The sequence below is a fragment of the Novosphingobium sp. FG90 genome, assembly GCF_057808725.1.
In genome coordinates, this window is record NZ_JBMDIO010000002.1 from 86,399 (window position 1) to 108,512 (window position 22,114).

The window sequence follows — 22,114 nt, forward strand, 5'->3', positions numbered from 1 at the left end:
GTCAGGCCACCCACGCTTTCGGCTCACGCGGCATGTCGAGCATGCGTTCGGCGATGATGTTGCGCTGCACTTCCTCGCTGCCTCCGGCGATGGTCCAGGCGTAGGAGTTCATGTAATCCGCCATCCAGTTGCCGGTGTTGAGGTCGCCGAAGGTGATCGGCGCGACGTACTGCTCGTCCATCCCGCCGAGCCGCAAACCGAGCTTGGCATAGGCCCGAAGCGCCCGGCTGTAGCTGTTCTTGACGATCGAGGCGTCGCCGATGCGCTCAATGCCCTTGATCCTGTTGTCGAGGAACTGGTCGGCGATCGCGCAGACGGCGTCCACTTGCGTCACCAGTTCGCCGAAGTCGCGCAGGCACCCGCGATCATCCGCATGTCCATGCTCGCGGATCAGCGCAGCGACGCGCGAGAGGGCGCCGCGCATCCGGTAGGACAGTTCCATCAGCGTCAGCCCGCGCTCGGAGGCGAGCGTCGCCTGCGCCACGGCCCAGCCCTTGCCTTCCTCGCCGACGCGCTCGGAGACTGGGATTTGCACGTTGTCGAGGAAGATCTCGGCGAACTCCTCGTCCCCCTGGATCTGGTGGATCGGGCGGACGGAGACACCGGGCGTCTTCATGTCCATCAGCAGGTACGTGATGCCCGCCTGCTTGGGGCCTTCGGATGAGGTACGCACCAGCAGCAGGCACTTGTCCGCGAACTGGGCCATCGTGGACCAGACCTTCTGGCCGTTGACGACATAGACATCGCCCTTGCGCTCTGCCCGCGTCTTGATCGCGGCGAGGTCCGATCCGGCTCCGGGCTCGGAGAAGCCCTGGCACCAGGTCTCGCCTTCGAGGATGCGCGGCAGGTAACGGTCCTGCTGTTCCCGGCTCGCGCATTCGTGGAGCGTCGCGAAGGCGTGGTAGGTCGATACGAACGATAGCAGCAGGCGCGGGCATTCGGCCTTCGCCAGTTCCTCGTAGATCACCTTCTGTTCGGCAAGGCTGCGGCCGCCGCCGGGGAACACCGCAGGCCAGTGCGGGATGGCATAGCCGGCCGAAACCAGCCGTGCGAACCAGTCGCGCTGGGTGCGGACGAAGTCGTCCTGCGTGCGGCTCGCATCGCGCCAGCCGGTCGGCGCCTCGGCGGCGAGGAAGGCGCGCACTTGCCTGCGCAGTGCGTCGAGATCGGGCGTATCGGTCATGGCCACCGTCCAAGCACGGGCGGCGGCGGCGCGTCCACAATCGGCGGTACGCGCGGGCGATATCGGGGCCTAGATCGCCACCTCGATCACGTCGCCCTCGATCCGCACCTCATAAGTATCGATCGGCATCGAGGCGGGCGGGTTGATCGGCCTCCCGGTTTCGAGATCGAAACGCGCACCGTGCACCGGGCAGGAGATCCACCCCGCGCGCACGCGGCCGCATTCCAGCGTCTCGTAGGCGTGGCTGCACAAGTTGCGCACCGCGAACACCTGGTCCCGCGCGCCGACGAGGAGCACGCTGACCCCGTTCACCTCGACCACTTTCTTGCCGCCCTGCGGAACCTCTTCGAGTTTCGCCACCGCGACGAATACCTTCTCGCTCACCCTTGTCCTTTCACATCTCTCGCTGTCGGCCTGCTGCGCCTTGCGCCGGGACGCAAGGGCCAGAGCAGGGCCAAGCAACCCGCAGTACCCCGCCGGTCATTTCCAGCACAAGCCGCCGACGCGATAAGGCTGCAAAGTCGGGCCAGGAGCCAAAGGCAAAAGCGGGAGAAATGTCGGGTGCGATTTGCCGAGAGCTTCGACGTCGTGGTGGTCGGATCGGGAGCAGCCGGTGCCATGGCGGCACTGCGCAGCGCGGACCACGGCCTGAAAGTGCTGGTCATCGAGAAGGCGCACAAGTTCGGCGGCACTTCGGCGACCTCGGGCGGGGTGATGTGGATACCGAATCACCGCCTTGAAGGCGATGCGGGAGACAGTCGTGAAAGCGCGCTCGAATACCTCGATGCGACGATCGGCGTGCCGGTCGACCGCGAGAGGCTGGAGGCCTTCGTCGATGAGGCCCCGAACATGTTGCGCTATCTGAAAGGCACCGGAGTCCAGGTCGCGGCGGCGGCCTGGCCGGACTACTTTCCCGACAGTGCGGGCGCACGCGCCGACCGCTCGGTAATCGTCCCGACTTTCGACGGGCGTCGCCTTGGCGATGGGCGCTATGCGCTGATGCGCGAGCAGTACAACCGCTTCAAGCTGTTCGGTCGCTACGCCATGGACCTGACCGAGACATTCGCGCTGATGATGCAGTCGAAAGGCTGGCGCACCGTCGCGGGCAGGATGATCGGGCGCTACTGGCTAGACCGGAGCACCCGCAAGGTCTCGCACCGCGACAGGCGCTTTACGCAAGGCGCGGCGCTGATGGGGGCGACTTACGAGCAGGTCTTCGCGCGCGGTGTCGAACTCAGGCTGGAGACCAGGCTGGAGCGCCTGCTGGTCGATGAGCGCGGGCAGGTGACGGGCGTGGAAGCGTCCAACTTCGGGCGCACTTATGCGATAGAGGCACGCTACGGTGTCGTCCTGGCGGCGGGCGGGTTCGAGTGGAACCAGGAACTGCGTGACCGCTTTTACCCGGTCCCCGGACTGACGCGGCATTCCTCGACGCCCGAGGATGGCAATCGCGGCGAGGCGCTGATCGCCGCCGAGCGCATCGGCGCCGACACGGAGCATACCACGCAGGGCTGGTGGATTCCCACGATGACCCTGCCAATGAAGGGTGCCTCCAACTTCCACGAGATCCATCAGGCCGCGTTCGACGTGGGCCGCCCATGGAGCGTGGTGGTTAACCGCAAGGGCCTGCGCTTCGTGGACGAAGCCTGCGGCTACGACCAGTTCGGGCAGGCGATGGTGCGCGATCACCTCAAGACCGGGGCCAACATGCCGTGCTGGCTGATCTTCGACGCCAAGTTCCGCCGCAAGTTCAGCGCCGGCGGGCTCATGCCCACGGTCCACACGCCCGCGCGCAAGGTGCCCGCCGACTGGTGGGACCACTACGTCTTCCGTGCCGATACGATCGCGGCTCTGGCGGCGAAGATCCATCTGCCGATCGAGATGGTGCAGCGGACGGTGGCGAACATGAACGCCTATGCGAAGACAGGCGTGGACCCCGAGTTCGGGCGGGGCATGAACGCTTATGACCGGATGTTCGGCGACCCGGCCTCGGCGCCCAACCCGAACCTCGGCCCGATCGATACCGCGCCGTTCTATGCGGTGCCGATCAACAACGGGGACCTCGGCACCAAGGGTGGTCTGAGGTGCGATGCGCGGGCGCGTGTGCTCGACGCGGCGGGTGATCCGATCCCGGGCCTCTATGCGGCGGGCAACAATGCGGGGACGCCTTTTGGCGACACCTATCCGGGGGCGGGCGCGACCATCGGGCCGGGCATGACTTTTGGCTATATTGCGGCCAACGACATCGCCGAGAGGTCCGCCAACCGGCGGACCACGGCCTCGGTACGCGCGCCGGCCACGGTTTGAGCGGGAGGCAATCCAGATGAACGGCAAGGTAGCGATCGTCACCGGAGCAGCCGGTGGCATCGGCGAGGCGATCGTCCGGGCGCTGGGCGCACGCGGCGTGAAAGTGCTTGGCACCGGCCGTAACGGGCAGAAGCTCTCGGCCCTGAAGACGGCGCTCGAAGGCATGGTCGAATTCGACTTCATCGCCATCGACGCCACGGCCGAGGACGCTCCTGCGCGGATCGTGGCGCGGGCGATGGAGAGGTTCGGCCGTTTGGACATGCTGGTCAACAACGCGGGATCGTTCAACTTCGGCCCGGTCGACCAGACCACGGACGCGATGCTGGACGAAGTGCTGGCCATTTCCCTGCGGGCGCCGTTCCGTCTTTGCCGCGAGGCCCTGGCGCGGATGGGTGGCGCAGGCGGGTCGATCCTCTTCATCGGATCGACCTGGGGCATCTACGGCACGCCCGGCGGAGGGGCCTACTCGACCGTCAAGGCGGGCCAGATCGGTCTCATGCGGACGCTCGCGGCGGAATATGGTCCGCGCGGCATCCGCTCCAACTACATCGCTCCAACCGTGGTGCGTACCGAGATGACGGAGGCGTTCTGGAACCTCGACGCCTTCCGCCGCACCAACCACGAACTGACGCCGCTCCAGCGGGACTGCACCGCGGCCGACGTCGGCAACATGGTTGCCTTCCTCGCTTCGGACGAAGCCGGCTTCGTCAACGGCCAGACAATCGCGGTGGACGGGGGGATTTCGACCACGCGCTACGTCTCGCCCGAAGCTGTGGGCGCGGTGCGCGGGTAGGCGGTCGCGGCAGGCAATCGCACCCGCGATTGCGGCGAGCCTCCTGTTGTAGCGCGGCCGTCCTTGCGCCTAACGAAGCGCTGAGAGGAGGGCGCCGCCCCGATGCAATTCGAATGGACCGCCGAGCAGGATGCGTTCCGGCACAAGATCCGGGACTTCCTGCACGCCAACCTGCCCGACGACTGGGAGAGGTTCTCCGAGCACGGCCCCGCGTCTCCGGCACTGACCGCCTTCGCGCGCGAATTCTGCGTGAAGCTGGCGGAAGCGGGCATCCTCTTCCCGCACTGGCCGGTCGAGATGGGCGGCGAGGGCCTCGGCCCGTGGGAGCAGCAGATCCTCTCCGAAGAGATGTGGATCGCCGGCGAGCCGCGCGGCGGGCAGTACATGAACGTCAACTGGATCGGCCCGACGCTGGAGAAGTATGGCACGCCGGAGCAGAAGGCGCGCTATCTGGAGCCGATCACGCGCGGTGAATCGCTGTGGTGCCAGGGCTTTTCCGAGCCTGACGCGGGTTCCGACCTCGCCTCTTTGCGCACGCGGGCGACGCTGACGGACGGCAGTTACGTCATTAACGGCCAGAAGATCTGGACCAGCTATGCGGGTCTCGCCGACACCTGCTTCCTGCTCACACGCACCAGTGATGACCGCAAGAAGGGCATCACCATCATCCTGGTGCCGATGGATACGCCCGGCATTACCGTGCGCCAGATTCCCTCGCTGATCGGCGAAGGCGACATCCATGAAGTCTTCTTCGACGATGTGACCGTGCCTGAAACCGCCCGCTTCGGCGAGGAAGGGCAGGCATGGGAGATCGTCGCCTACTCGCTGCGCAACGAGCGCCTCGGCATCCCGCGCTTCACGCTGGCGCGCGCCGCGCTGGACCGGGCGGTGGCGATGCTGCAGGAGCAGGGTCGCTTTGCGCGCGACTACGTGCGGATCGAGGCGGCGCGCTGCGCGGCACTGTGCGAGGCGGCGGGCACGGCCAACTATGCCGTCGTCCAGAAGCGCGTCGACGGCCTCGCGATCGGTGCGGAATCCAGTTCCGCGCGCTACGCCACCGTCATGGCCGAGCGGGCGGTGTGCGAATTCGTGGTCGAATTCCTGCCCGAAGCGCTCGCGGGTGCCTCGCCCTACCTCAAGATGCATCACCAGCGCGGCATCGTCGCGGGCGTGGCGGCGGGGTCGGCGGAAATCCAGCTCAACATCATCGCCAGCGACGTGCTGGAATTGCCGCGGGAGCCGCGCTGATGCATCTGTCTCTCAATGAGGACCAGCGGCAGGTCCTCGACTTCATCGACAGTCTCGCGCGGCCTTACGCGAGTGTACCGTTGCATGACGTATCGCTGGCGCCGGAGAGCGCGGAACTCGACGCCGCGCTGGTCGAGAACGGCTTCCTCGACGTGATGGCGGTCGAGGAACTCGGCCCCGTCACCGCCGCGCTGGTGGTCGAGAAACTGGCGCGTCTGCCCTTCGCGGTGGAGGCGGCGGTATCGGCCATGGTACGCCCGCTGATCGATCCGGACCTGCCGCGCCCGCTGTGTCTCGTAGAGGAGGGTCGCAGCGGCGGTCCGGTACGCTTCCTGCGGCCGGGTGCGACCGTGGTGATCGTGGGCGCATCGGGAGTGCGCAGCTTCACGGCGGACGAAAGCCGGATCGCACCGGCGCAGGAGGACACGCTCTACGGCTATCCGGTCGCCTTCCTGACAGACCTTCCCGCCGATCTTACCGCGCATGAGGTCGAACCTGGCGAAGTGCTGCGCGCATGGCGCGTCGCGGTCGCGGCTGAAGCGGCGGGGCTGCTGGGCGCGGCGCTGGCCAGCGCCGTGACATACGTGTCGGACCGCAAGCAGTTCGGCCGTCCGCTCGCCACGTTCCAGGGGATGCGGCATCGGTTGGCCGAGGATCAGGTGGTGACCAACAGCGTCTACTGGCTGGCCCTGCGTGCGGCCGGGACCGGCGACCCCGGCGACGCTGCGCTGGTCCTGCTGCACGCGCAGGAGGCGGCGAAGCGGGTGTGCTACGACTATCACCAGTTCCTTGGCGGCATGGGCATGACGCTGGAGCATCCGCTGCACTTGTGGACCTATCGCCTCAAGCTGCTGACTGCCGAACTGGGCGGGCGCGGCGAGCAGGGGCTGGCGGGGGCCGAGGCGCTGTGGGGTCGACCGGCTATCCCATCACCGCCACGCTGTCGCTGACCAGCCGCACCAGTTCCGCCTGCCCGCGCACGCCCAGCTTGGCGTAGAGGCGCTTGGAATAGTTGCGCGTCGTTTCCAGCGTCAGGCCCATGCTTTCAGCCGCTTCGGCGATAGACTGTCCCTCGTTCAGCGCGATCGCCAGCTGCGCCTCGCGCGGGGGCAGGTCGAAGAGGTGGGTGAGGCGCTCCACGCTGGCCGGCGTTCTTGCATTGGGCAGTCGGCACAGCGCCAGCATCGAGGGGCGCGGCATGTCGCTGGTGGCTGTCAGCAGCGCTTCCAGCCGAGGATCCTCATGCAGCATCACCGCACGCGGTGGGGGCGGCGTCGACGAGGCGAACAGCATAGCCGCCCCGCCCAGTTCACGCTCCGCATGGACGCCCAGATCGCGCAGGCGCTCGCCCACGCGCGGCGTATAGCCAAGATTCCCGCGCATCCACGCATCGAGGCGCGGGTCTATGGCCAATAGCCGCGCCTCGCGGTCGAACACCATCCACGCCGTTGCACTGCGAGCCATGCCCTGCGCGCTGACGCTGGCACGGATGCGGTGTTCCTCCAGCGTCACGTAACTGCGCAGGGCGGCCTCGACATAAGGTGAGAGTGCGGAGAGCAGGGCGCTGTCCGCCGCCTCGCACGGCTTTGCGCGGGCAAGGATCAGCCATGCATCCGTTTCCATCACACGCGGCAGGCGCACCACCCGCTCGTCGGCGATGCCGAGGCGTGCCATCTTGGCCAGGCGCTCCGCCCGGAAGACGGGATCGTGGTCCACGAACTCGCCGACGCTGTAGACGCGGCCCGGGCGCAGCTGGTCGTAGTGCAGGCGCTCCAGCGCATGCATCTCGAACGGATCGAGTTCGCGCGCCTCGCTGCGTAAGTCGCGTCCGGCGTGGAAGTCGGTGATCTGGGCATGCGGGCCGTCGCCCTGCTTCATCACGATGCTGACGTACTCGGCATCGCTCCGGCGACGCAGGCGCTCGAGAAACTCGGCAAACTGCGCCTTGTCGCCAATCCCCGCTATCAGCGGCAGCAGCAAATCTGTCTCGTCGTTGGATGTCAGAGCCATACCTCCCTCCCATATGGGAGGTTCTGCGATTTGTCATCCTTGCAAAGAGCGATTCGAGCCCAACAAGAGGGCGACCCTGCGAAGGCCAAAGGACCAGAGATCCTGATGAAGACCCTGACGCACCTCGACAGACTCGAGGCCGAAGCCATCCACATCATCCGCGAAGTCGTCGCCGAGGCCGAGAAGCCGGTGATGCTCTATTCCGTGGGCAAGGACAGCGCGGTGATGCTGCACCTTGCGCGCAAGGCGTTCTATCCCTCGCCGCCGCCGTTCCCGCTTCTCCACGTCGATACCACGTGGAAATTCAAGGCGATGTACGAGCTGCGCGACAAGATGGCGCGCGACAGCGGTATGGAGCTGCTAGTCTACCAGAACCCGGAAGCGGCCGAGAAAGGCATCAATCCCTTCGACCACGGCGCGCTCCACACCGACATGTGGAAGACCGAAGGTCTGAAGCAGGCGCTCGACAAGTACGGCTTCGACGCGGCTTTCGGCGGCGCCCGCCGCGACGAGGAGAAGAGCCGCGCCAAGGAGCGCATCTTCTCGTTCCGCACCTCCTCGCACGGCTGGGACCCGAAGAACCAGCGTCCGGAACTGTGGAACCTCTACAATGCCCGCAAGGCGCGCGGGGAATCGATCCGCGTGTTCCCGATCTCCAACTGGACCGAGCTGGATATCTGGCAGTACATCCACCTCAACGACATCCCCATCGTCCCGCTCTATTTCGCGGACAAGCGCCCCACCGTGGAGCGCGACGGCATGCTGCTGATGGTCGATGACGAACGCTTCCCGCTCAAGGACGGCGAGGTTCCGGTCGAGCGCTCGATCCGCTTCCGCACGCTCGGCTGCTACCCGCTGACGGGTGCAGTGGAGAGCGAGGCGAAGACGCTGCCCGAGGTGATCCAGGAAACCCTGCTCACCACGACCAGCGAGCGGCAGGGCCGCGCCATCGACAAGGACGCCGGCGGCGCCGGCATGGAAGTGAAGAAGCAGCAGGGGTACTTCTGATGGCCGATATCGACACCAAGGAAGCGGTCGCCAAGGAGGCCGTCTACGTCACCGACAAGCTCATCGCCGAGGACATCGACGCCTACCTCGTCCAGCACGAGCACAAGACGATGCTGCGCTTCATCACCTGCGGCAGCGTCGACGATGGCAAGTCCACCCTGATCGGGCGCTTGCTCTACGATTCGAAGATGATCTTCGAGGACCAGCTCGACGCGCTCACCGCCGACTCCAAGAAGGTGGGCACGCAGGGGCAGGAGATCGACTTCGCGCTCCTCGTCGACGGCCTCGCCGCCGAGCGCGAGCAGGGCATCACCATCGACGTGGCCTACCGCTTCTTCAACACCGAGAAGCGCAAGTTCATCGTCGCCGACTGCCCGGGACATGAACAGTACACCCGCAACATGGTGACCGGCGCCTCTACCGCCGACCTCGCGGTGATCCTGATCGATGCGCGCAAGGGCGTGCTGGTGCAGACGCGCCGCCATTCGTATCTTTGCCACCTGATCGGCATCAAGAACATCGTCCTGGCGGTGAACAAGATGGACCTCGTCGACTATGACCAGGCCGTGTTCGACGGCATCGTCAAGGACTACGCCGAGTTCGCCAGGTCGATCGGTATCGACAGCTTCACCGCGATGCCGATCTCCGGCTTCAAGGGCGACAACATCACCACGCCTTCCGCCAATACCCCCTGGTACAAGGGGCCGACGCTGGTGGAGCACCTCGAAACCGTCGAGGTTCTCTCCTCGGTCGATGCCGACAAGCCGTTCCGCCTGCCGGTGCAGTGGGTGAACCGTCCCAACCTCGACTTCCGCGGCTTCTCGGGCCTCATCGCGACGGGCAGCGTCAAGCCGGGCGACAAGATCCGCGTCCTGCCCTCGGGCAAGACCAGCGCGATCACCCGCGTCGTTACCTATGACGGCGATCTCGACGAAGCCGTTGCTGGCCAGTCGGTTACGGTGTGTTTCGAAGATGAAATCGACTGCTCGCGCGGCTCGGTCATCTCGGTCGCCGACAATCCGCCGCAGACCGCCGACCAGTTCGAATCGACGATCGTATGGCTCGCCGACGAGGCACTGATCCCCGGTCGCGCCTACTGGCTCAAGCTGGGCACGCAGCAAGTCTCCGCGACCGTGGCCGAGCCCAAGTACACCGTCAACGTCAACACCATGGAGCACATGGCAGCGAAGACGCTGGACCTCAATGCCATCGGCGTGGCGGAACTGACCACCGACAAGCAGGTCGTCTTCGAGCCTTATGCCGATAACCGCACGCTCGGCGGCTTCATCCTGATCGACAAGATGACCAATGCCACCGTCGCGGCGGGCATGCTCAACTTCTCGCTGCGCCGTTCGCAGAACGTCCACTGGCAGGCCGTCGACATCGACCGCAAGCAGCACGCGGGCCTCAAGAACCAGAAGCCCGCCGTGCTGTGGTTCACCGGTCTTTCGGGCTCGGGCAAGTCCACGATCGCCAACATGGTCGAGAAGAAACTGCACCGGATGAACCGGCACACGTTCCTGCTCGACGGCGACAACGTGCGCCACGGTCTGAACAAGGATCTGGGCTTCACCGAGGCCGACCGCATCGAGAACATCCGCCGCGTGGGCGAGGTCTCGAAGCTGATGACCGACGCGGGGCTCATCGTCATCACCGCGTTCATCTCGCCGTTCCAGGCGGACCGCGAGATGGTGCGCGCGATGCTGCCCGAGGGCGAGTTCATCGAGGTGTTCATCGACACCCCGCTGAAGGTCGCCGAGGCGCGCGACGTCAAGGGCCTCTACAAGAAGGCGCGTTCCGGTGAACTGAAGAACTTCACCGGCATCGACAGCCCTTACGAGGCGCCGCGCAATCCCGAGGTGCGGATCGACACGACAGTGATCTCGCCGGAGGAAGCCGCTGAACTCATCGTCAACACCCTGCTGGGAGACGCCTGATGGCCTATACCGACGGCGATCTCGCAGCGAAGCTGGCGGATGAGGCGGGCAAGATCCTCCTCAGCGTGCGCGGCTCCGGCCTGTTCGGGGGCAAGGCGCTGGGCAAGGCGGGCGACCAGACCGCCAACCAGTTCCTCTGCCACGCCTTGCGCGAACAGCGCCCGGATGACGGTCTGCTCTCCGAAGAGGAGAAGGATAACGCCGAGCGCCTTTCCATGAGCCGCGTGTGGATCGTCGATCCGGTGGACGGCACCCGCGAGTATGGCGAGGAGCGCGCGGACTGGGCGGTCCATGTCGGCCTTGCGGTGGACGGCGTGCCGGTGCTGGGCGCGGTGGCGCTGCCGGGAGCAGACCTCGTGCTGCGCTCAGACCAGCCGGGCGAGGTTCCGCCCGCGCCGGAAAAGCTGCGCATGGTCGTCAGCCGCACTCGCCCTGCTAAGGAGGCCACCAGCGTTGCCGAGACGATCGGCGCGGAACTGGTGCCGATGGGTTCGGCCGGGGCCAAGGCGATGGCGATCGTGCTGGGGCAGGCGGACATCTACCTGCACTCGGGCGGGCAGTACGAGTGGGACAGCTGCGCGCCGGCCGCCGTGGCGCTCGGCTGGGGGCTGCACGTCTCGCGGATCGACGGTTCGCCGCTCGTCTACAACCAGAGCGACGTCTACATGCCCGACCTGCTGATCTGCCGGAAGGAACATGCCGAGATGGTGCTGCGCGAGGTCGCGGCGCTGGTTTGAGCGCGGCCCCGTCATTCGCCCAATGCGTCGTCATCTCAGCGAAAGCTGGGACTGCTGTGACCATCGTGCAAGCTTGCGTCAGGCCGCAGCGTCATTCGCCGAAGCCTCGACGCAAGCTCTCGTCAGGCCGCCAGCGGTCCCAGCCTTCGCTGGGATGACGGGCGGTCTGACGCAGACATTGCTTTGACGTTAAACCGCCCCCACGGCATCTTGCGATCGATTGCGGATCACATCCCGGTCAACATTGCTGTTCAGTGACGCCCCCGCTATAGCCGCCCCCTTTTCCGGGTAATCAGGGGCAGACATGGAAGCGAGGACCAGGCGCAGGGTCAGGGACCCGATCGCAACGCGCGAGACGATCCTCGAGGCAGCCAGCAATCTTCTTGCAAAGGACGGGCTTGAGGGGGTCAGCTTGTCTGCGGTGGCGCATCTTGCGGCCGTCAATCGCGGCACGGCCTACCAGCATTTCGAAACGCGCGAGAAGCTGATCGAGGCGACGATCGAATGGGTCTCCGACAAGTTGTTCCGTGCCGTGTTCGGCGATCCCGAGACGATCGGCGACCGCCGCGTCGAGGAAGTCGATACCGCCGCGCTGACCGACCGCCTGTGCGATTTCGCCATGGAGAACCCTGAGATCTGCCGCGTCTGGCTGCAGCAGGTGCTGGCCTCGCCGGATCCCAGTCAGGATCCCTTCTGGCGTGAGTATGCGGGATCGCTCCAGCGTTTCGCCGATACCAGGCTGGCGATGCCGGGGATCGATGCCGAAGTCTTCTCGGTGATGAACCTTGCAGGCGTGTTCTTCTGGCCGATTTTCGCGCGCTCCCATGCCGCGAACGAGGAGGAGCGCAACGCGCTGACCAAGCGCTTCAGCCACGAGATATTGCGCCTCTCGATGTACGGCTCGATGAACGCCTCGCGCTTTCCCGAAGTGGCGGCGCGGCTGGCGGCGGAAGATGGGGCTGCGTAGTCTCGCGGTCGAGGTCAGCGCGAGGGGGCTTCGACAGGCCGTGCCTGACCCTTCGACAAGCTCAGGGTGAGCTGACGTAGCGTAAATCTCTCAATTCCCGCTCAGGCTGAGCTTGTCGAAGCCCCCTCGGCGAGCCACTTCCATTTCGCCTCCGCGATGCCATGTCCCACCGGCATTGACGCATGGGGTCCGAACCCGTCAGCACGGCAGGCGAGTTCGACCCCGTATCGGGCCGAAGAGGGAGTTCGCCAGAGATGTTTTCCGCCATCGTCATCGACAAGACCGAACAGGGCCAGGCCGTCGGCCTTCAGCAGCTCGACGAAAGCGCGCTGCCCGAAGGCGATGTGACCATCGACGTCGCCTTCTCGACGCTCAACTTCAAGGACGGCCTGGCGATCACCGGCGCCTCGCCGGTCGTGCGCAAGTTCCCGATGGTGCCCGGCATCGACCTCGTCGGCACCGTGACCGAGAGCAGCCACGGCGACTGGAAGGCCGGCGACACCGTCGTCCTGAATGGCTGGGGCGTTGGTGAAGTCCACTGGGGCGGCCTGGCGCAGAAGGCGCGGCTCAAGGGCGACTGGCTGGTGCCGCTGCCTTCGGCCTTCACTCCGGCGCAGGCGATGGCGATCGGCACGGCGGGTTACACCGCCGCCCTTTGCGTCGATGCGCTGGTGGACTGGGGCGTGACCCCGGATCAGGGCGAGGTGCTGGTCACCGGCGCGACCGGCGGTGTAGGTTCGGTTGCCATCGCGATCCTCAAGAAGCTGGGCTATTCGGTCGCCGCGCTCACCGGCAAGCCGGGCGAGGCGGACTATCTCAAGGCCCTCGGCGCTGAGACGATCATCGACCGCGCTGAACTCTCCGAAAAGGGCAAGCCGCTCCAGAAGGAGCGCTGGGCGGGCGTGGTCGACACGGCGGGCAGCTTCACCCTCGCCAATGCCTGCGCGCAGACGAAGTACGGCGGCGCGGTTGCCGCCTGCGGGCTGGCGCAGGGCGCGGACCTTCCCGCGACCGTGATGCCCTTCATCCTGCGCGGCGTGGCACTGCTCGGCATCGACAGCGTCATGGCGCCTAAGGCTAAGCGTCTGAAGGCATGGGACCGTCTGGCGAAGGATCTCGACCCTGCCGCGCTCGACACCATCGGCCAGACCATCGGCCTCGGCGACGCGGTGGAAGCGGCGAAGAAGTTCATGTCGGGCGAGGTCAAGGGCCGCTTCATCGTCGACGTGAACGCTTGACCGTGAAAGGCGGCGGGCCGCGAGTCCGCCGCTTCACCATAACGAAGAGGATGGCATGACGGGTTCGGTCAAGGTGGTGGACGGTCTCTCCGTGGTCCACGGCATTCCGCTCGGCGAAGAGCAGGGCATAGGCGCGCTCACGCTGGGCGGCTACGTGCGCGAAATCGCCGGACGCTATGGCCCGCGCGAGGCGGCGGTGATCCACCTTGATGGTGAAGCCGTGCGCTGGACTTATGACGATCTCTACGCCCGCTCGCTGGAGGTGGCGAAGTCGCTCATCGCGCTGGGCACGGGGAAGGGCACGCGCGTCGGTGTGCTGATGACCAACCGGCCGGAGTTCCTGTCCGCCGTCTTCGGCGCGGCGCTTGCGGGCTGCGTGGCTACGCCGATCAGCACGTTCTTCACGCCTGCCGAACTGGAAGTGGTGCTCAAGGCCTCGGGCGTATCGGTGCTGCTGCTGGATCGCTCGGTGCTCAGGAAGGACTTCGCCGAAATGCTGGCCGGGCTGGAGCCCGAGGTCCTGACCGCCGAGCCCGGCACGCTCGCTTCGCGCAAGTTCCCGTTCCTGCGCTACGCCGCGATGATCGACGGCGAAGAGGCCTTCGGCATGATCGAGGGTTTCGCAGCCTTTGCCGCGCGCGGCCGCAACGTGGCCGAAGACCTCGTCCTTGCGGCGAGCGATGCGGTGGCGCCGTCGGACCCCGGCATCCTGCTGTTCTCCTCGGGCTCGACCGGCAAGGCCAAGGGTATTCTCAGCGCCCACCGCGGCGTGTGCCTGCAGCTCTGGCGCTGGCCGCAGTGGTACGCCATCCGTGACGACCTGCCTGCCCGGACGTGGTCGGCGAACGGCTTCTTCTGGTCGGGCAACTTCGCATCGGCGCTCGGCGGCACGCTGTCGCGCGGAGGCACGCTGGTATTGCAGCGCTGGTTCGACGCGGCCGAGGCACTTGACCTCATGGCGGCGGAGCGGGCCAACATGGCGCTCGCCTGGCCGCATCAGTGGCCGCAGCTGGAGGCCGCGCCGAACTATCGCGACGTCGACCTGTCGTCGCTGGTCTACGTCGATGCGAACATGCCGATCGCCCGCCAGCCCACCGTATCGACCACCTGGCGCGAGCCCGGACAGGCTTACGGCAATACCGAGACATTCACGCTCATCACGGTCTTCCCCGCCGGCACGCCCGAGGCTGTCGCGGGCAAGTCCCACGGGATCCCGACGGCGGGCTCCACGATCAAGATCGTCGATCCGCTCACCGGCGCGACCATGCCGCTGGGTGAACGCGGGGAGATCGCGGTGAAGGGGGCGACGGTGATGCTCGGCTACCTCGGCATCCCGCTGGGCGATTCGACCGACGGCGACGGTTTCCTGCGCACTGCAGACGGGGGCTATGTGGACGCAGAGGGCCGCCTGTTCTGGGAAGGCCGCCTCAACGATATCATCAAGACCGGCGGCGCGAACGTTTCCCCGCTGGAGATCGACGAGGTCATCCGCGCGCATCCGGAAGTGAAGGTCTCGCAGACGGTGGGCGTGCCCGACGAACTGCTGGGCGAACTCGTGGTCTCGTGCATCGTGCCGGTCGAGGGAACCAGCCCCAGTCCCGAGGCGATCCGCGATTTCGCGAAGGAGAAGCTGGCCAGCTACAAGCTGCCCCGCCGCATCCTCTTCGTCGCCGAGGACGATCTCAAGACTACCGGCAGCGCCAAGATCAAGACCGCCGAACTGCGCAAGCTGGCAGCGGAACGGCTGGCGGACGCCTGAGCGGTGGGCGAGCCCGACTTCGCCGACTGGCTCGCCCTCTGCAACCTCAAGGCCGCCTATTGTCGCCTGCTCGACACGAAGGACTGGGAGGGCTGGAAACAGCTTTTCACCGAGGACTGCGTGCTCGACACGACAGCCAGCGGCGGCATCCGGGAGCAGGGCCGCGACCGTTTCGTCGCGCAGGTCAGCGAGGCGCTGGCGAATGCCCGGACCGCGCACCAGATCCATTCGCCCGAGATCGCCATCTTCGGCGACCGGGCGCAAGTAGTATGGGCGATGCAGGACCGGGTCATCAAGGACGACTTCGCGCTCACCGGCTATGGCCACTATCACGAGACTTGCGTGCGCACGCCCGGAGGGTGGAGAATCGCCGAGCAGGTGCTGACGCGGCTGATCCTCGAGATCGAGCGGCCCGGTTCCGACATCGGCAGCCGGGCGCCATCACTCTGATGTAATCGCTGGGGCGCGTCGTCCGGCGATAGGCGGGGCCAGAGCGAGCCGCTATGGTACTCTCCGAAGCAGCCGACCTGCATGTAGCGGGCGGCGAAGGGAGCGGAGGAAGCGTGGGCAAGACCATCGTCATCACAGGTGCCGGAGCAGGCCTCGGCAAGGCTCTGGCGCAGCGTTTCGCCAGTGAGGGTGAAACCGTGATCCTGCTCGGCCGCACCTTGTCCAAGGTGCAGGCCCTTGCGGACGAACTGGGCGGGCCGGCCCTGGCGATCGAATGCGACGTCGCTGATGCGGGCTCGGTAAGCACCGCCTTCGCGCAGATCGCCGAGACGCATCCGAAGATCGATGTCCTGATCAACAATGCCGGAATCTACGAGCCATTCACCGTGGCCGAGGCGACCGACGAGCAGATCGACAGCATCCTGAACACCAATCTCAAGGGGCCGATCTACTGCTGCCGTGCGGCGATCCCGATGATGGAGAGCGGCGGCCTGATCATCAACGTGGGCAGCGAGTCCGTCGCTGTGCCGTTCGTGATGCTCTCGCTCTACCAGTCGAGCAAGGCGGGGCTGGAGATGTTCACAACCGCGCTGGAGGCGGAACTGGAGGAATCCGGGATCCGCGTCGCCCTGCTGCGCGCCGGGCCGATGTACGATGACGGCAAGTCCTCGCCGAACTGGGACCGCGATGCCGCCATGCGGTTCCACATGGGCTGCGCGAAGAACGGGCTGGACCTGCGCGCGCGGCCGGTTTCGCATTCCGCGTCGCCCACTTCCGTGTTCCGCGCGGTGATCGACCTGCCGCCAGACGTGCGCGTCAGCCACGTCTCGATCGGCGCGCGCAAGATCTGACCATCCGGGCCTGACCCTCTCTTGAAGGACATGACATGACCACTCTTCCCGAAGCCCGGCTCTATATCGACGGCAAGCTGCGCGATGCCACCGGAGGCGCTACTTTCGACGTTATCAGCCCATGGACCGGCGAGCCCGTCGGCAAGGCGGCTGACGCCACTGCCGCCGACGTGAACGAAGCGATCGCCGCCGCCCGCCGCGCCTTCGACGAGACCGACTGGTCCACCAACGTCGAAAAGCGCGTCGCCTTGGTCAAGAAGTATCGCGAACTGTTCGAGCGTGAACGCCCCCGCCTGGCACAACTGGCGATCCATGAGGCCGGAGCGGCGCAGGGCGCCGTGGGCCGCGCCCATGTCGGCATGGCGATCGACGGCTGGGACGATTACATGGCCGTGTTCGACAAGCTCGAGTGGGAGAAGGACTACGGTGAGAAACCGGCTTTCGGCATGATCCACAAGCGCCTCGGCGTGCGCGAGGCGGTGGGCGTCGTCGGCGCCATCACGCCGTGGAACGTGCCGCTCTACGTCAACATCGGCAAGGTCGTGGCAGCGCTGCTGGCCGGTTGCACGGTGATCCTCAAGCCGGCGCCGGATACTCCGGGCATGGGCGCGATCTTCGGTGAGCTGGCAGCCGAGGCAGGCTTCCCGGATGGCGTCATCAATGTCGTGTTCGGCGCCGACGCGGCGCTGGCAGGCGAGATGCTGGTTACCGATCCGCGTGTCGACCTGATCTCGTTCACCGGTTCCACCGGCGTCGGCAAGCGCATCATGGAGCAGGGCGCGCCGACGCTGAAGCGGGTGTTCCTCGAACTGGGCGGCAAGTCGGCCAAGATTGTGCTCGACGATGCGCCCAACTTCGCGATGGACGTGGGCATGACCATGCTGGTCTTCCACGCCGGGCAGGGCTGCGCCGTCCATTCGCGCCTGCTGGTGCCCCGCAGCCGCTACGAGGAGGCCAAGGCCATTCTCAAGGGTGCCTACGGCAACTTCGGCGACAACTGGGGCGATGTCGAAAACCCGGCGCACATCATGGGGCCGGTCGTGTCGAAGCGGCAGATGGAGCGTGTGAAGAGCTACATCGACCTCGGCCAGCAGGAAGGCGCGACCCTGCTTGCAGGCGGCAACATCCGCCCGGACAAGGGCGGCGGATATTTCGTGGAGCCGACCTGCTTCGTGGACGTTACCAATGACATGCGCATCGCTCAGGAAGAGATATTCGGCCCCGTTCTGGTTGTCATTCCCTACGAGGACGATGAGGATGCCATCCGCATCGCCAACGAAAGTTCCTACGGACTTTCGGGCGGCGTCTCGGGCAGCCACGACCGCGCGATCAACATCGCGCGCAAGGTGCGCACCGGCTCGATGAGCGTGAACAACGGCATGTGCATCGCCGGCGACATCCCCTTCGGGGGCTTCAAGGCCAGCGGCATGGGCCGCGAATGGGGCGTCGAAGGCATCGAGGAATTTACCGACGTCAAGCTGCTCGCCTGGCCGGTCGGGCAAGTGGAAGCCGCCTGAGGCGCGATGCCCGGAGAGGTTGCAGAGACGGAGCACCTTGCGACACTGCCGCCGGCACTTGCGGCGGCAGTTGCCACGGCCTGCGCGGCGGTCAGCCACAACCTCAACGGGCAGCGCCTCGGCCGCAAGGGCAGGGTAACGCGCGAGCGTATCCTGGCTGCGGCAATCGAACTGATCGAGGATTCGGAGGAGCCGGTGACGCTCGCCCGCGTGGCGCGTGGGGCGTCGCTGGGCATGACCTCGGTATACAATTACTTCACCGACATGACCGAACTGCTGCTGGCGGTGCTCGACCCGGTCATGGCGACGGCGGAGGATGATTACCTCTCGCTGGTGCGTGAGCGCTGGCCGGACGAGGAACTTTACGCGCGCTGCTATGCCTTCGTGCGTGCCTACCATGGTTTCTGGGCAAGGCATTCGCGGCTGCTGCACTTGCGCAATGCGCTGGCTGACCAGCAGGACGGGCGCATGATGGCGCATCGTATCCGCAGCAGCCGTCCGATCATCGCGCTGCTGGTGCGGCAGATGAGCGACGAGCCGGTCGGTCTCGGACCACATACTTCGATGGCGACGATGGTGATGATCGGTATCGAGCGTTCAGTGACACTGGTGACCGACCGTGAACTGCGCAAGCTCGTCGGCATCGAGCCGGAACTGAGCGAGGATCGCTATCTGGTGCCGGGGGCAAGGCTGATGGAATTCGCGATCAGCGATGCGCGCCGATAAATCCTCCCCCGCCGGGGGAGGACCTGGCCTTACTTGCCTTTGCCGCCTACGCCCTTGAGGTAGGCTTCCATGCCCTTGATGTAGTCGGGGTTCAGCATCAGCCCGCTGTTCGCCATGCGCTCGACATGGCGCGCGGAATCGCGACCGACTTCGGCGCAGAGTTCGATCGCCACCTTGGCAGCGCCCATCTGCTCGCCGTTCTGCTTTGCCAGGTGCCGACAGAAGTCCATCACCTCCGCCTCGAACTCCGCGTCCTCGTAGACCTGATGGACGAGCCCCATGGTGAAGGCCATGTCGGCGCTGGCGGGCTTGTTGGCCATGATCAGCCAGCGCGCCCAGTGCGGGCCGCAGATCCGCGTCAGCCGCGAGACTCCGCCCGATGCGGGCAGAACGCCGAACAACCCTTCCGGGAAGGCATAGGCCGCGCTCTTCGCCGCAAGGCGGAAATCGCACGAAAGGCTCATCTCCAGCCCGCCGCCCACGCACATGGCGTGATGCGCTGCGACGATGGGCTTCTCGACGTGCTCCATCTCGTCCCAGAGCTGCTGCATGTTGTTGAGGTTGAGGCGGTGGTTCTCGCGCACCTTGCTGGCGGAGTTCGCCGCCACGTTCGCTTCCGACGCGATGTTGCGGTTGCCGCCGCGCAAGTCCGCCCCCGAACTGAAGTAACGCCCGGCCGAGCGGATCAGCATGACCTTGAGGTCCGCCCGCTCGCGTAGCCGCAGCACTGCTTCGGTGAGCAGGTCCATCATCTCGCGGCTGATGGCGTTGAGCTTGTCCGGCCGGTTGAGCGTCGCCACGAGAATGCCGTCGACTTCCTCGGTCAGCAGGTGCGGTGCGTCTTCGGTCATTTTTTTGTCCTTTTGGATCTTGGCGTTGGCCTGCAGTGGCTTCGGCAAACTCAGCCTGAGCGGAGGAGTTTCCTGCACTGCCTCCGCTCACTATGAGCTTGTCGAAGGGTCACCCCCGCGTCCGCGGCAGACCGAGTCCGCGTTCGGCGACCATCGAGCGGTGCACTTCGCTGGTGCCGCCGTAGATCGTCGTGCCCGCCGCGTGACGGTAACACTGGTTGAGCAGCGCGACTGCCCCCTCGCGCTTGGAAAGTGAGAGCGGCGCGGTCAGATCGAGCAGGTCCCGGCTGTCGCTGAGGAACTTCTCGGAGGAGTACATCTTCGACATCGGCCCAAAGGCGTGGTTCGGCTTCTTCTCGATGCTGGACCACTGCGCGCGGTACGTCAGCATGTCCGAAATCCACAAGTGCGCCACGCTGCGGGCAAGGCGGCACTGGGTGCGCACCTCGCCGTCGATGCCGAGTTCGCGGGTTACTTCTTCGGCCGCCTCGATCATCGCCTTCATGACCTTGGAAAATCCGCCGCCGTGCTCCAGTTCCAGCGCTGCGCTCATCGTCTTGGTGCCGCCGTCGATCTCGCCGAGGCGCCAGGCATCGGGGATCACCACGCCATCGTAGAAGGTAATGTTGGTGCGCTCGTCCTGGAAGGTGTGGACGGCCTGCACCGTCACGCCCTCGGTCTTGAGGGGGACGATGAACATCGTCAGGCCCTTGTGTTTCGCTACGTCGGGGTTGGTGCGCGTGAGCATCAGCACATAGCTCGAAAGGTTCGCGCCGCTGGTCCACATCTTTGTGCCGTCGATGCGCCAGGAGCCGTCTTCCAGCTGCGTCGCCTTGCACTGTGCAGCGAAGACGTCCGAGCCGCACGAAGGCTCTGAATAGCCCAGCGAGCACAACACGTCGCCGCCGACGATCCTGGGCAGAACCTCGGCCTTGAGTTCGTCCGACCCGTACTTGTCGATCATCATCGCCACCATCGCCGCGACATTGGCGCCCGGCGTATTGTAGCCCTGTCGCTCCATCTCGCCCATCGCGGCAATGCGTGCGTAAGGAGTGATGTTGCGGCCGGAGAGATGCTCGGGCAGGCCGGGGAACAGCAGGTTATGCTCGGCCAGCATCTTGTGGACCTCGGGCACGTAGCCTTCCCAGGAGTAGTGGAATTTCGCCTTCTGCTCGGCCGTGACCTTGGTGGCGAACAGTTCGGCGATCTCGCCGCAGACTTGCCGGGCTTCGTCCCCCAGGTCGAAGTCGAGCGGCACGTCGCCCGAGGCGGGCAGGGCGACCGTCTCCCCCGCATAGAGGCGGCGCCCGGCCTCCTCCAGCGCCAGTGCGGGATCACCTGCGACCAGCGGCCATGCCTTTGCGCGCAGGTTGTAGAGGTGGACGTCGTACTCGTTCGACAAGCCGTAGCCGCCGAAAGTGTGCAGGCCCTGCGCCACAGATCGTGCCGCGGCGTCGCAGGCGTACCAGTAGGCGAGCGAGATCGTTGCGGCGGCCTCGTCGGCGTTGTCGTAGATGTCGCGGATCGCCTTCCATGCGAGGAACTTCGCGCCGTCGATGTCGCACAGCAGGTCGGCGAGGGGGTGCGAGATGCCCTGGAAGGTGCCGATGAGCTGGCCGAACGCCTTGCGCTCACCCGCATAGACGGCCGCCATCTGCAGCGCCTGCCGACCGATGCCGGAGAGCGCGACCGCCATATAGAGCTTCCACTCCTCCAGCGCGGCGGCGAACAGGGCGAGCGCTTCCTCGCCGGAGGCAAGCACGATCGTCTCGCCTGCCTCAAGATCGATCTCTGCGATCGGCGTGGTGGCGAGGTTGGGCTCGGCCTTCGCACCCGCCGGCGTGACCAGCACGATGTCCGGGCCGCGCCGCGCGACGACCGCCTTCGCCACCGCTCCGCCGGCTACCCACTGCTTCGATCGCTGCGCAGCATCGTGCATGGCGATCGTCACGACCGCCTCGCCGCCGATGGCTGCTTCGAGGAGGCCGTCCTGGCCGCCAAGCTGGCCGAGCAGGCGCGCCGCCACCAGCGTTTCGGCCAGCGGGCCGGAGACGAGCGTGCGCCCGGCCTCTTCCATCAGCAGCGCCGCGTCGAACAGGCCCAGGTCCATGCCGCCCGCATCCTCCGGCACGCGCATGGCGAAGGCGCCGAGTTCGGCCAGACCGCTCCACAGCGCCGCATCGAAGCCGTCGCTCTCCTGCGCCTTGCGAACGCGCACGGTGCTGGAATGCTCGTCGAGAAAGCGCGCGAAGGTGTCGCGCATCATTTCCTGTTCGTCAGTGAGATCGAAGTTCATGGCAGGCTTTCCCGGAGCTTATCGTTTTCCTTCACCATTGGTCCTGAACACAGGTTGGAAGGGCGTTCAATCCAGCCCCGGCGGCAATCGCGGGCACGATGCGGACCCCCGTGTGGGAGCGCCTATCGTGCAAGCGATGGCTCGGGCGCGCGTGTGGCTAGTGGGGCGTGGGAACGATAGTCTCGCCGGCAAAAGACAAGCGGGACGAAGCACCGGCGAACGCACTCACGGGAGAC

Annotated in this window: 19 protein-coding genes; 14 read left to right on the top strand and 5 right to left on the bottom strand. The window is 66.1% G+C overall.

What is annotated here, in order from left to right:
- Position 1: 1 nt before the first annotated feature.
- Together ACODRZ_RS02015 and ACODRZ_RS02020 are read right to left on the bottom strand one after the other, a co-directional pair.
- The gene (locus tag ACODRZ_RS02015; RefSeq protein WP_488970837.1) at positions 2-1,183 is read right to left on the bottom strand and encodes an acyl-CoA dehydrogenase family protein; all 1,182 of its coding nucleotides are present in this window, start codon (positions 1,181-1,183) and stop codon (positions 2-4) included.
- A gap of 69 nt (positions 1,184-1,252) precedes the next feature.
- A complete protein-coding gene (locus tag ACODRZ_RS02020; RefSeq protein WP_488970836.1) occupies positions 1,253-1,567 on the bottom strand; it encodes a Rieske (2Fe-2S) protein in 315 nt (104 codons plus the stop codon).
- Positions 1,568-1,744: 177 nt separating this feature from the next.
- Between ACODRZ_RS02020 and ACODRZ_RS02025 the strand changes: the two genes are divergently transcribed.
- From ACODRZ_RS02025 to ACODRZ_RS02040, 4 genes are all read left to right on the top strand, one after another.
- Complete coding sequence (locus ACODRZ_RS02025) at positions 1,745-3,490, top strand: FAD-dependent oxidoreductase (RefSeq protein WP_488970835.1); 1,746 nt, start codon at positions 1,745-1,747, stop codon at positions 3,488-3,490.
- Between the two features lie 16 nt (positions 3,491-3,506).
- Positions 3,507-4,283, top strand: coding sequence for an SDR family NAD(P)-dependent oxidoreductase (locus tag ACODRZ_RS02030; RefSeq protein ID WP_488970834.1), 777 nt, complete (start codon positions 3,507-3,509; stop codon positions 4,281-4,283).
- 102 nt (positions 4,284-4,385) lie between these two features.
- Entirely contained in the window at positions 4,386-5,531 is a 1,146-nt protein-coding gene (locus ACODRZ_RS02035) for an acyl-CoA dehydrogenase family protein (protein ID WP_488970833.1), read from the top strand.
- Positions 5,531-6,481, top strand: a complete 951-nt coding sequence (locus ACODRZ_RS02040; RefSeq protein ID WP_488970832.1) for an acyl-CoA dehydrogenase family protein — start codon at positions 5,531-5,533, stop codon at positions 6,479-6,481. The genes ACODRZ_RS02035 and ACODRZ_RS02040 overlap by 1 nt, the downstream gene beginning before the upstream one ends.
- Here the strand turns inward: ACODRZ_RS02040 and ACODRZ_RS02045 are convergent.
- Entirely contained in the window at positions 6,453-7,541 is a 1,089-nt protein-coding gene (locus tag ACODRZ_RS02045) for a helix-turn-helix transcriptional regulator (protein WP_488970831.1), read from the bottom strand. The two genes, ACODRZ_RS02040 and ACODRZ_RS02045, sit on opposite strands and share 29 nt — an antisense overlap.
- Before the next feature lie 105 nt (positions 7,542-7,646).
- Between ACODRZ_RS02045 and cysD the strand changes: the two genes are divergently transcribed.
- The 10 genes from cysD to ACODRZ_RS02095 all read left to right on the top strand — a co-directional run bounded on the left by cysD (position 7,647) and on the right by ACODRZ_RS02095 (position 18,731).
- The gene (gene cysD / locus ACODRZ_RS02050) at positions 7,647-8,549 is read left to right on the top strand and encodes a sulfate adenylyltransferase subunit CysD (protein WP_285018571.1); all 903 of its coding nucleotides are present in this window, start codon (positions 7,647-7,649) and stop codon (positions 8,547-8,549) included.
- A complete protein-coding gene (gene cysN, locus ACODRZ_RS02055; protein ID WP_488970830.1) occupies positions 8,549-10,486 on the top strand; it encodes a sulfate adenylyltransferase subunit CysN in 1,938 nt (645 codons plus the stop codon). Before cysD ends, cysN begins: the two co-directional genes overlap by 1 nt.
- The gene (locus ACODRZ_RS02060; RefSeq protein WP_488970829.1) at positions 10,486-11,223 is read left to right on the top strand and encodes a 3'(2'),5'-bisphosphate nucleotidase CysQ; all 738 of its coding nucleotides are present in this window, start codon (positions 10,486-10,488) and stop codon (positions 11,221-11,223) included. Before cysN ends, ACODRZ_RS02060 begins: the two co-directional genes overlap by 1 nt.
- A 304-nt stretch (positions 11,224-11,527) precedes the next feature.
- A complete protein-coding gene (locus ACODRZ_RS02065) occupies positions 11,528-12,190 on the top strand; it encodes a TetR/AcrR family transcriptional regulator (RefSeq protein ID WP_488970828.1) in 663 nt (220 codons plus the stop codon).
- A 254-nt stretch (positions 12,191-12,444) separates the two neighbouring features.
- Positions 12,445-13,428 carry an acrylyl-CoA reductase (NADPH) gene (gene acuI, locus ACODRZ_RS02070; RefSeq protein ID WP_488970827.1) on the top strand — a complete coding sequence of 328 codons (984 nt, stop codon included), beginning with the start codon at positions 12,445-12,447 and terminating at the stop codon, positions 13,426-13,428.
- A 55-nt stretch (positions 13,429-13,483) separates the two neighbouring features.
- Entirely contained in the window at positions 13,484-15,187 is a 1,704-nt protein-coding gene (locus ACODRZ_RS02075) for a class I adenylate-forming enzyme family protein (protein WP_488970826.1), read from the top strand.
- 3 nt (positions 15,188-15,190) lie between these two features.
- Positions 15,191-15,637, top strand: coding sequence for a nuclear transport factor 2 family protein (locus tag ACODRZ_RS02080; RefSeq protein WP_488970825.1), 447 nt, complete (start codon positions 15,191-15,193; stop codon positions 15,635-15,637).
- Positions 15,638-15,690: 53 nt separating this feature from the next.
- Entirely contained in the window at positions 15,691-16,488 is a 798-nt protein-coding gene (locus ACODRZ_RS02085; protein WP_488970824.1) for an SDR family oxidoreductase, read from the top strand.
- A 35-nt stretch (positions 16,489-16,523) separates the two neighbouring features.
- The gene (locus ACODRZ_RS02090) at positions 16,524-18,005 is read left to right on the top strand and encodes an aldehyde dehydrogenase family protein (RefSeq protein ID WP_488970823.1); all 1,482 of its coding nucleotides are present in this window, start codon (positions 16,524-16,526) and stop codon (positions 18,003-18,005) included.
- Positions 18,006-18,011: 6 nt separating this feature from the next.
- Complete coding sequence (locus ACODRZ_RS02095; protein ID WP_488970822.1) at positions 18,012-18,731, top strand: TetR/AcrR family transcriptional regulator; 720 nt, start codon at positions 18,012-18,014, stop codon at positions 18,729-18,731.
- A 29-nt stretch (positions 18,732-18,760) separates the two neighbouring features.
- Here ACODRZ_RS02095 and ACODRZ_RS02100 read toward each other — a convergent pair whose 3' ends face one another.
- A complete protein-coding gene (locus tag ACODRZ_RS02100) occupies positions 18,761-19,582 on the bottom strand; it encodes an enoyl-CoA hydratase/isomerase family protein (RefSeq protein WP_488970821.1) in 822 nt (273 codons plus the stop codon).
- 109 nt (positions 19,583-19,691) lie between these two features.
- Positions 19,692-21,878 carry an acyl-CoA dehydrogenase family protein gene (locus ACODRZ_RS02105; RefSeq protein ID WP_488970820.1) on the bottom strand — a complete coding sequence of 729 codons (2,187 nt, stop codon included), beginning with the start codon at positions 21,876-21,878 and terminating at the stop codon, positions 19,692-19,694.
- Between the last annotated feature and the right edge of the window lie 236 nt (positions 21,879-22,114).

Coding starts and splice junctions, on each gene's coding strand:
- ACODRZ_RS02015 (WP_488970837.1), bottom strand. CDS start 1,183: ATGACCGATACGCCCGATCTCGACGCACTGCGCAGGCAAGTGCGCGCC.
- ACODRZ_RS02040 (WP_488970832.1), top strand. CDS start 5,531: ATGCATCTGTCTCTCAATGAGGACCAGCGGCAGGTCCTCGACTTCATC.
- ACODRZ_RS02090 (WP_488970823.1), top strand. CDS start 16,524: ATGACCACTCTTCCCGAAGCCCGGCTCTATATCGACGGCAAGCTGCGC.
- ACODRZ_RS02095 (WP_488970822.1), top strand. CDS start 18,012: ATGCCCGGAGAGGTTGCAGAGACGGAGCACCTTGCGACACTGCCGCCG.
- ACODRZ_RS02100 (WP_488970821.1), bottom strand. CDS start 19,582: ATGACCGAAGACGCACCGCACCTGCTGACCGAGGAAGTCGACGGCATT.
- ACODRZ_RS02085 (WP_488970824.1), top strand. CDS start 15,691: ATGGTACTCTCCGAAGCAGCCGACCTGCATGTAGCGGGCGGCGAAGGG.
- ACODRZ_RS02045 (WP_488970831.1), bottom strand. CDS start 7,541: ATGGCTCTGACATCCAACGACGAGACAGATTTGCTGCTGCCGCTGATA.
- ACODRZ_RS02075 (WP_488970826.1), top strand. CDS start 13,484: ATGACGGGTTCGGTCAAGGTGGTGGACGGTCTCTCCGTGGTCCACGGC.
- ACODRZ_RS02060 (WP_488970829.1), top strand. CDS start 10,486: ATGGCCTATACCGACGGCGATCTCGCAGCGAAGCTGGCGGATGAGGCG.
- cysD (WP_285018571.1), top strand. CDS start 7,647: ATGAAGACCCTGACGCACCTCGACAGACTCGAGGCCGAAGCCATCCAC.
- ACODRZ_RS02105 (WP_488970820.1), bottom strand. CDS start 21,878: ATGAACTTCGATCTCACTGACGAACAGGAAATGATGCGCGACACCTTC.
- ACODRZ_RS02030 (WP_488970834.1), top strand. CDS start 3,507: ATGAACGGCAAGGTAGCGATCGTCACCGGAGCAGCCGGTGGCATCGGC.
- ACODRZ_RS02035 (WP_488970833.1), top strand. CDS start 4,386: ATGCAATTCGAATGGACCGCCGAGCAGGATGCGTTCCGGCACAAGATC.
- ACODRZ_RS02065 (WP_488970828.1), top strand. CDS start 11,528: ATGGAAGCGAGGACCAGGCGCAGGGTCAGGGACCCGATCGCAACGCGC.
- cysN (WP_488970830.1), top strand. CDS start 8,549: ATGGCCGATATCGACACCAAGGAAGCGGTCGCCAAGGAGGCCGTCTAC.
- acuI (WP_488970827.1), top strand. CDS start 12,445: ATGTTTTCCGCCATCGTCATCGACAAGACCGAACAGGGCCAGGCCGTC.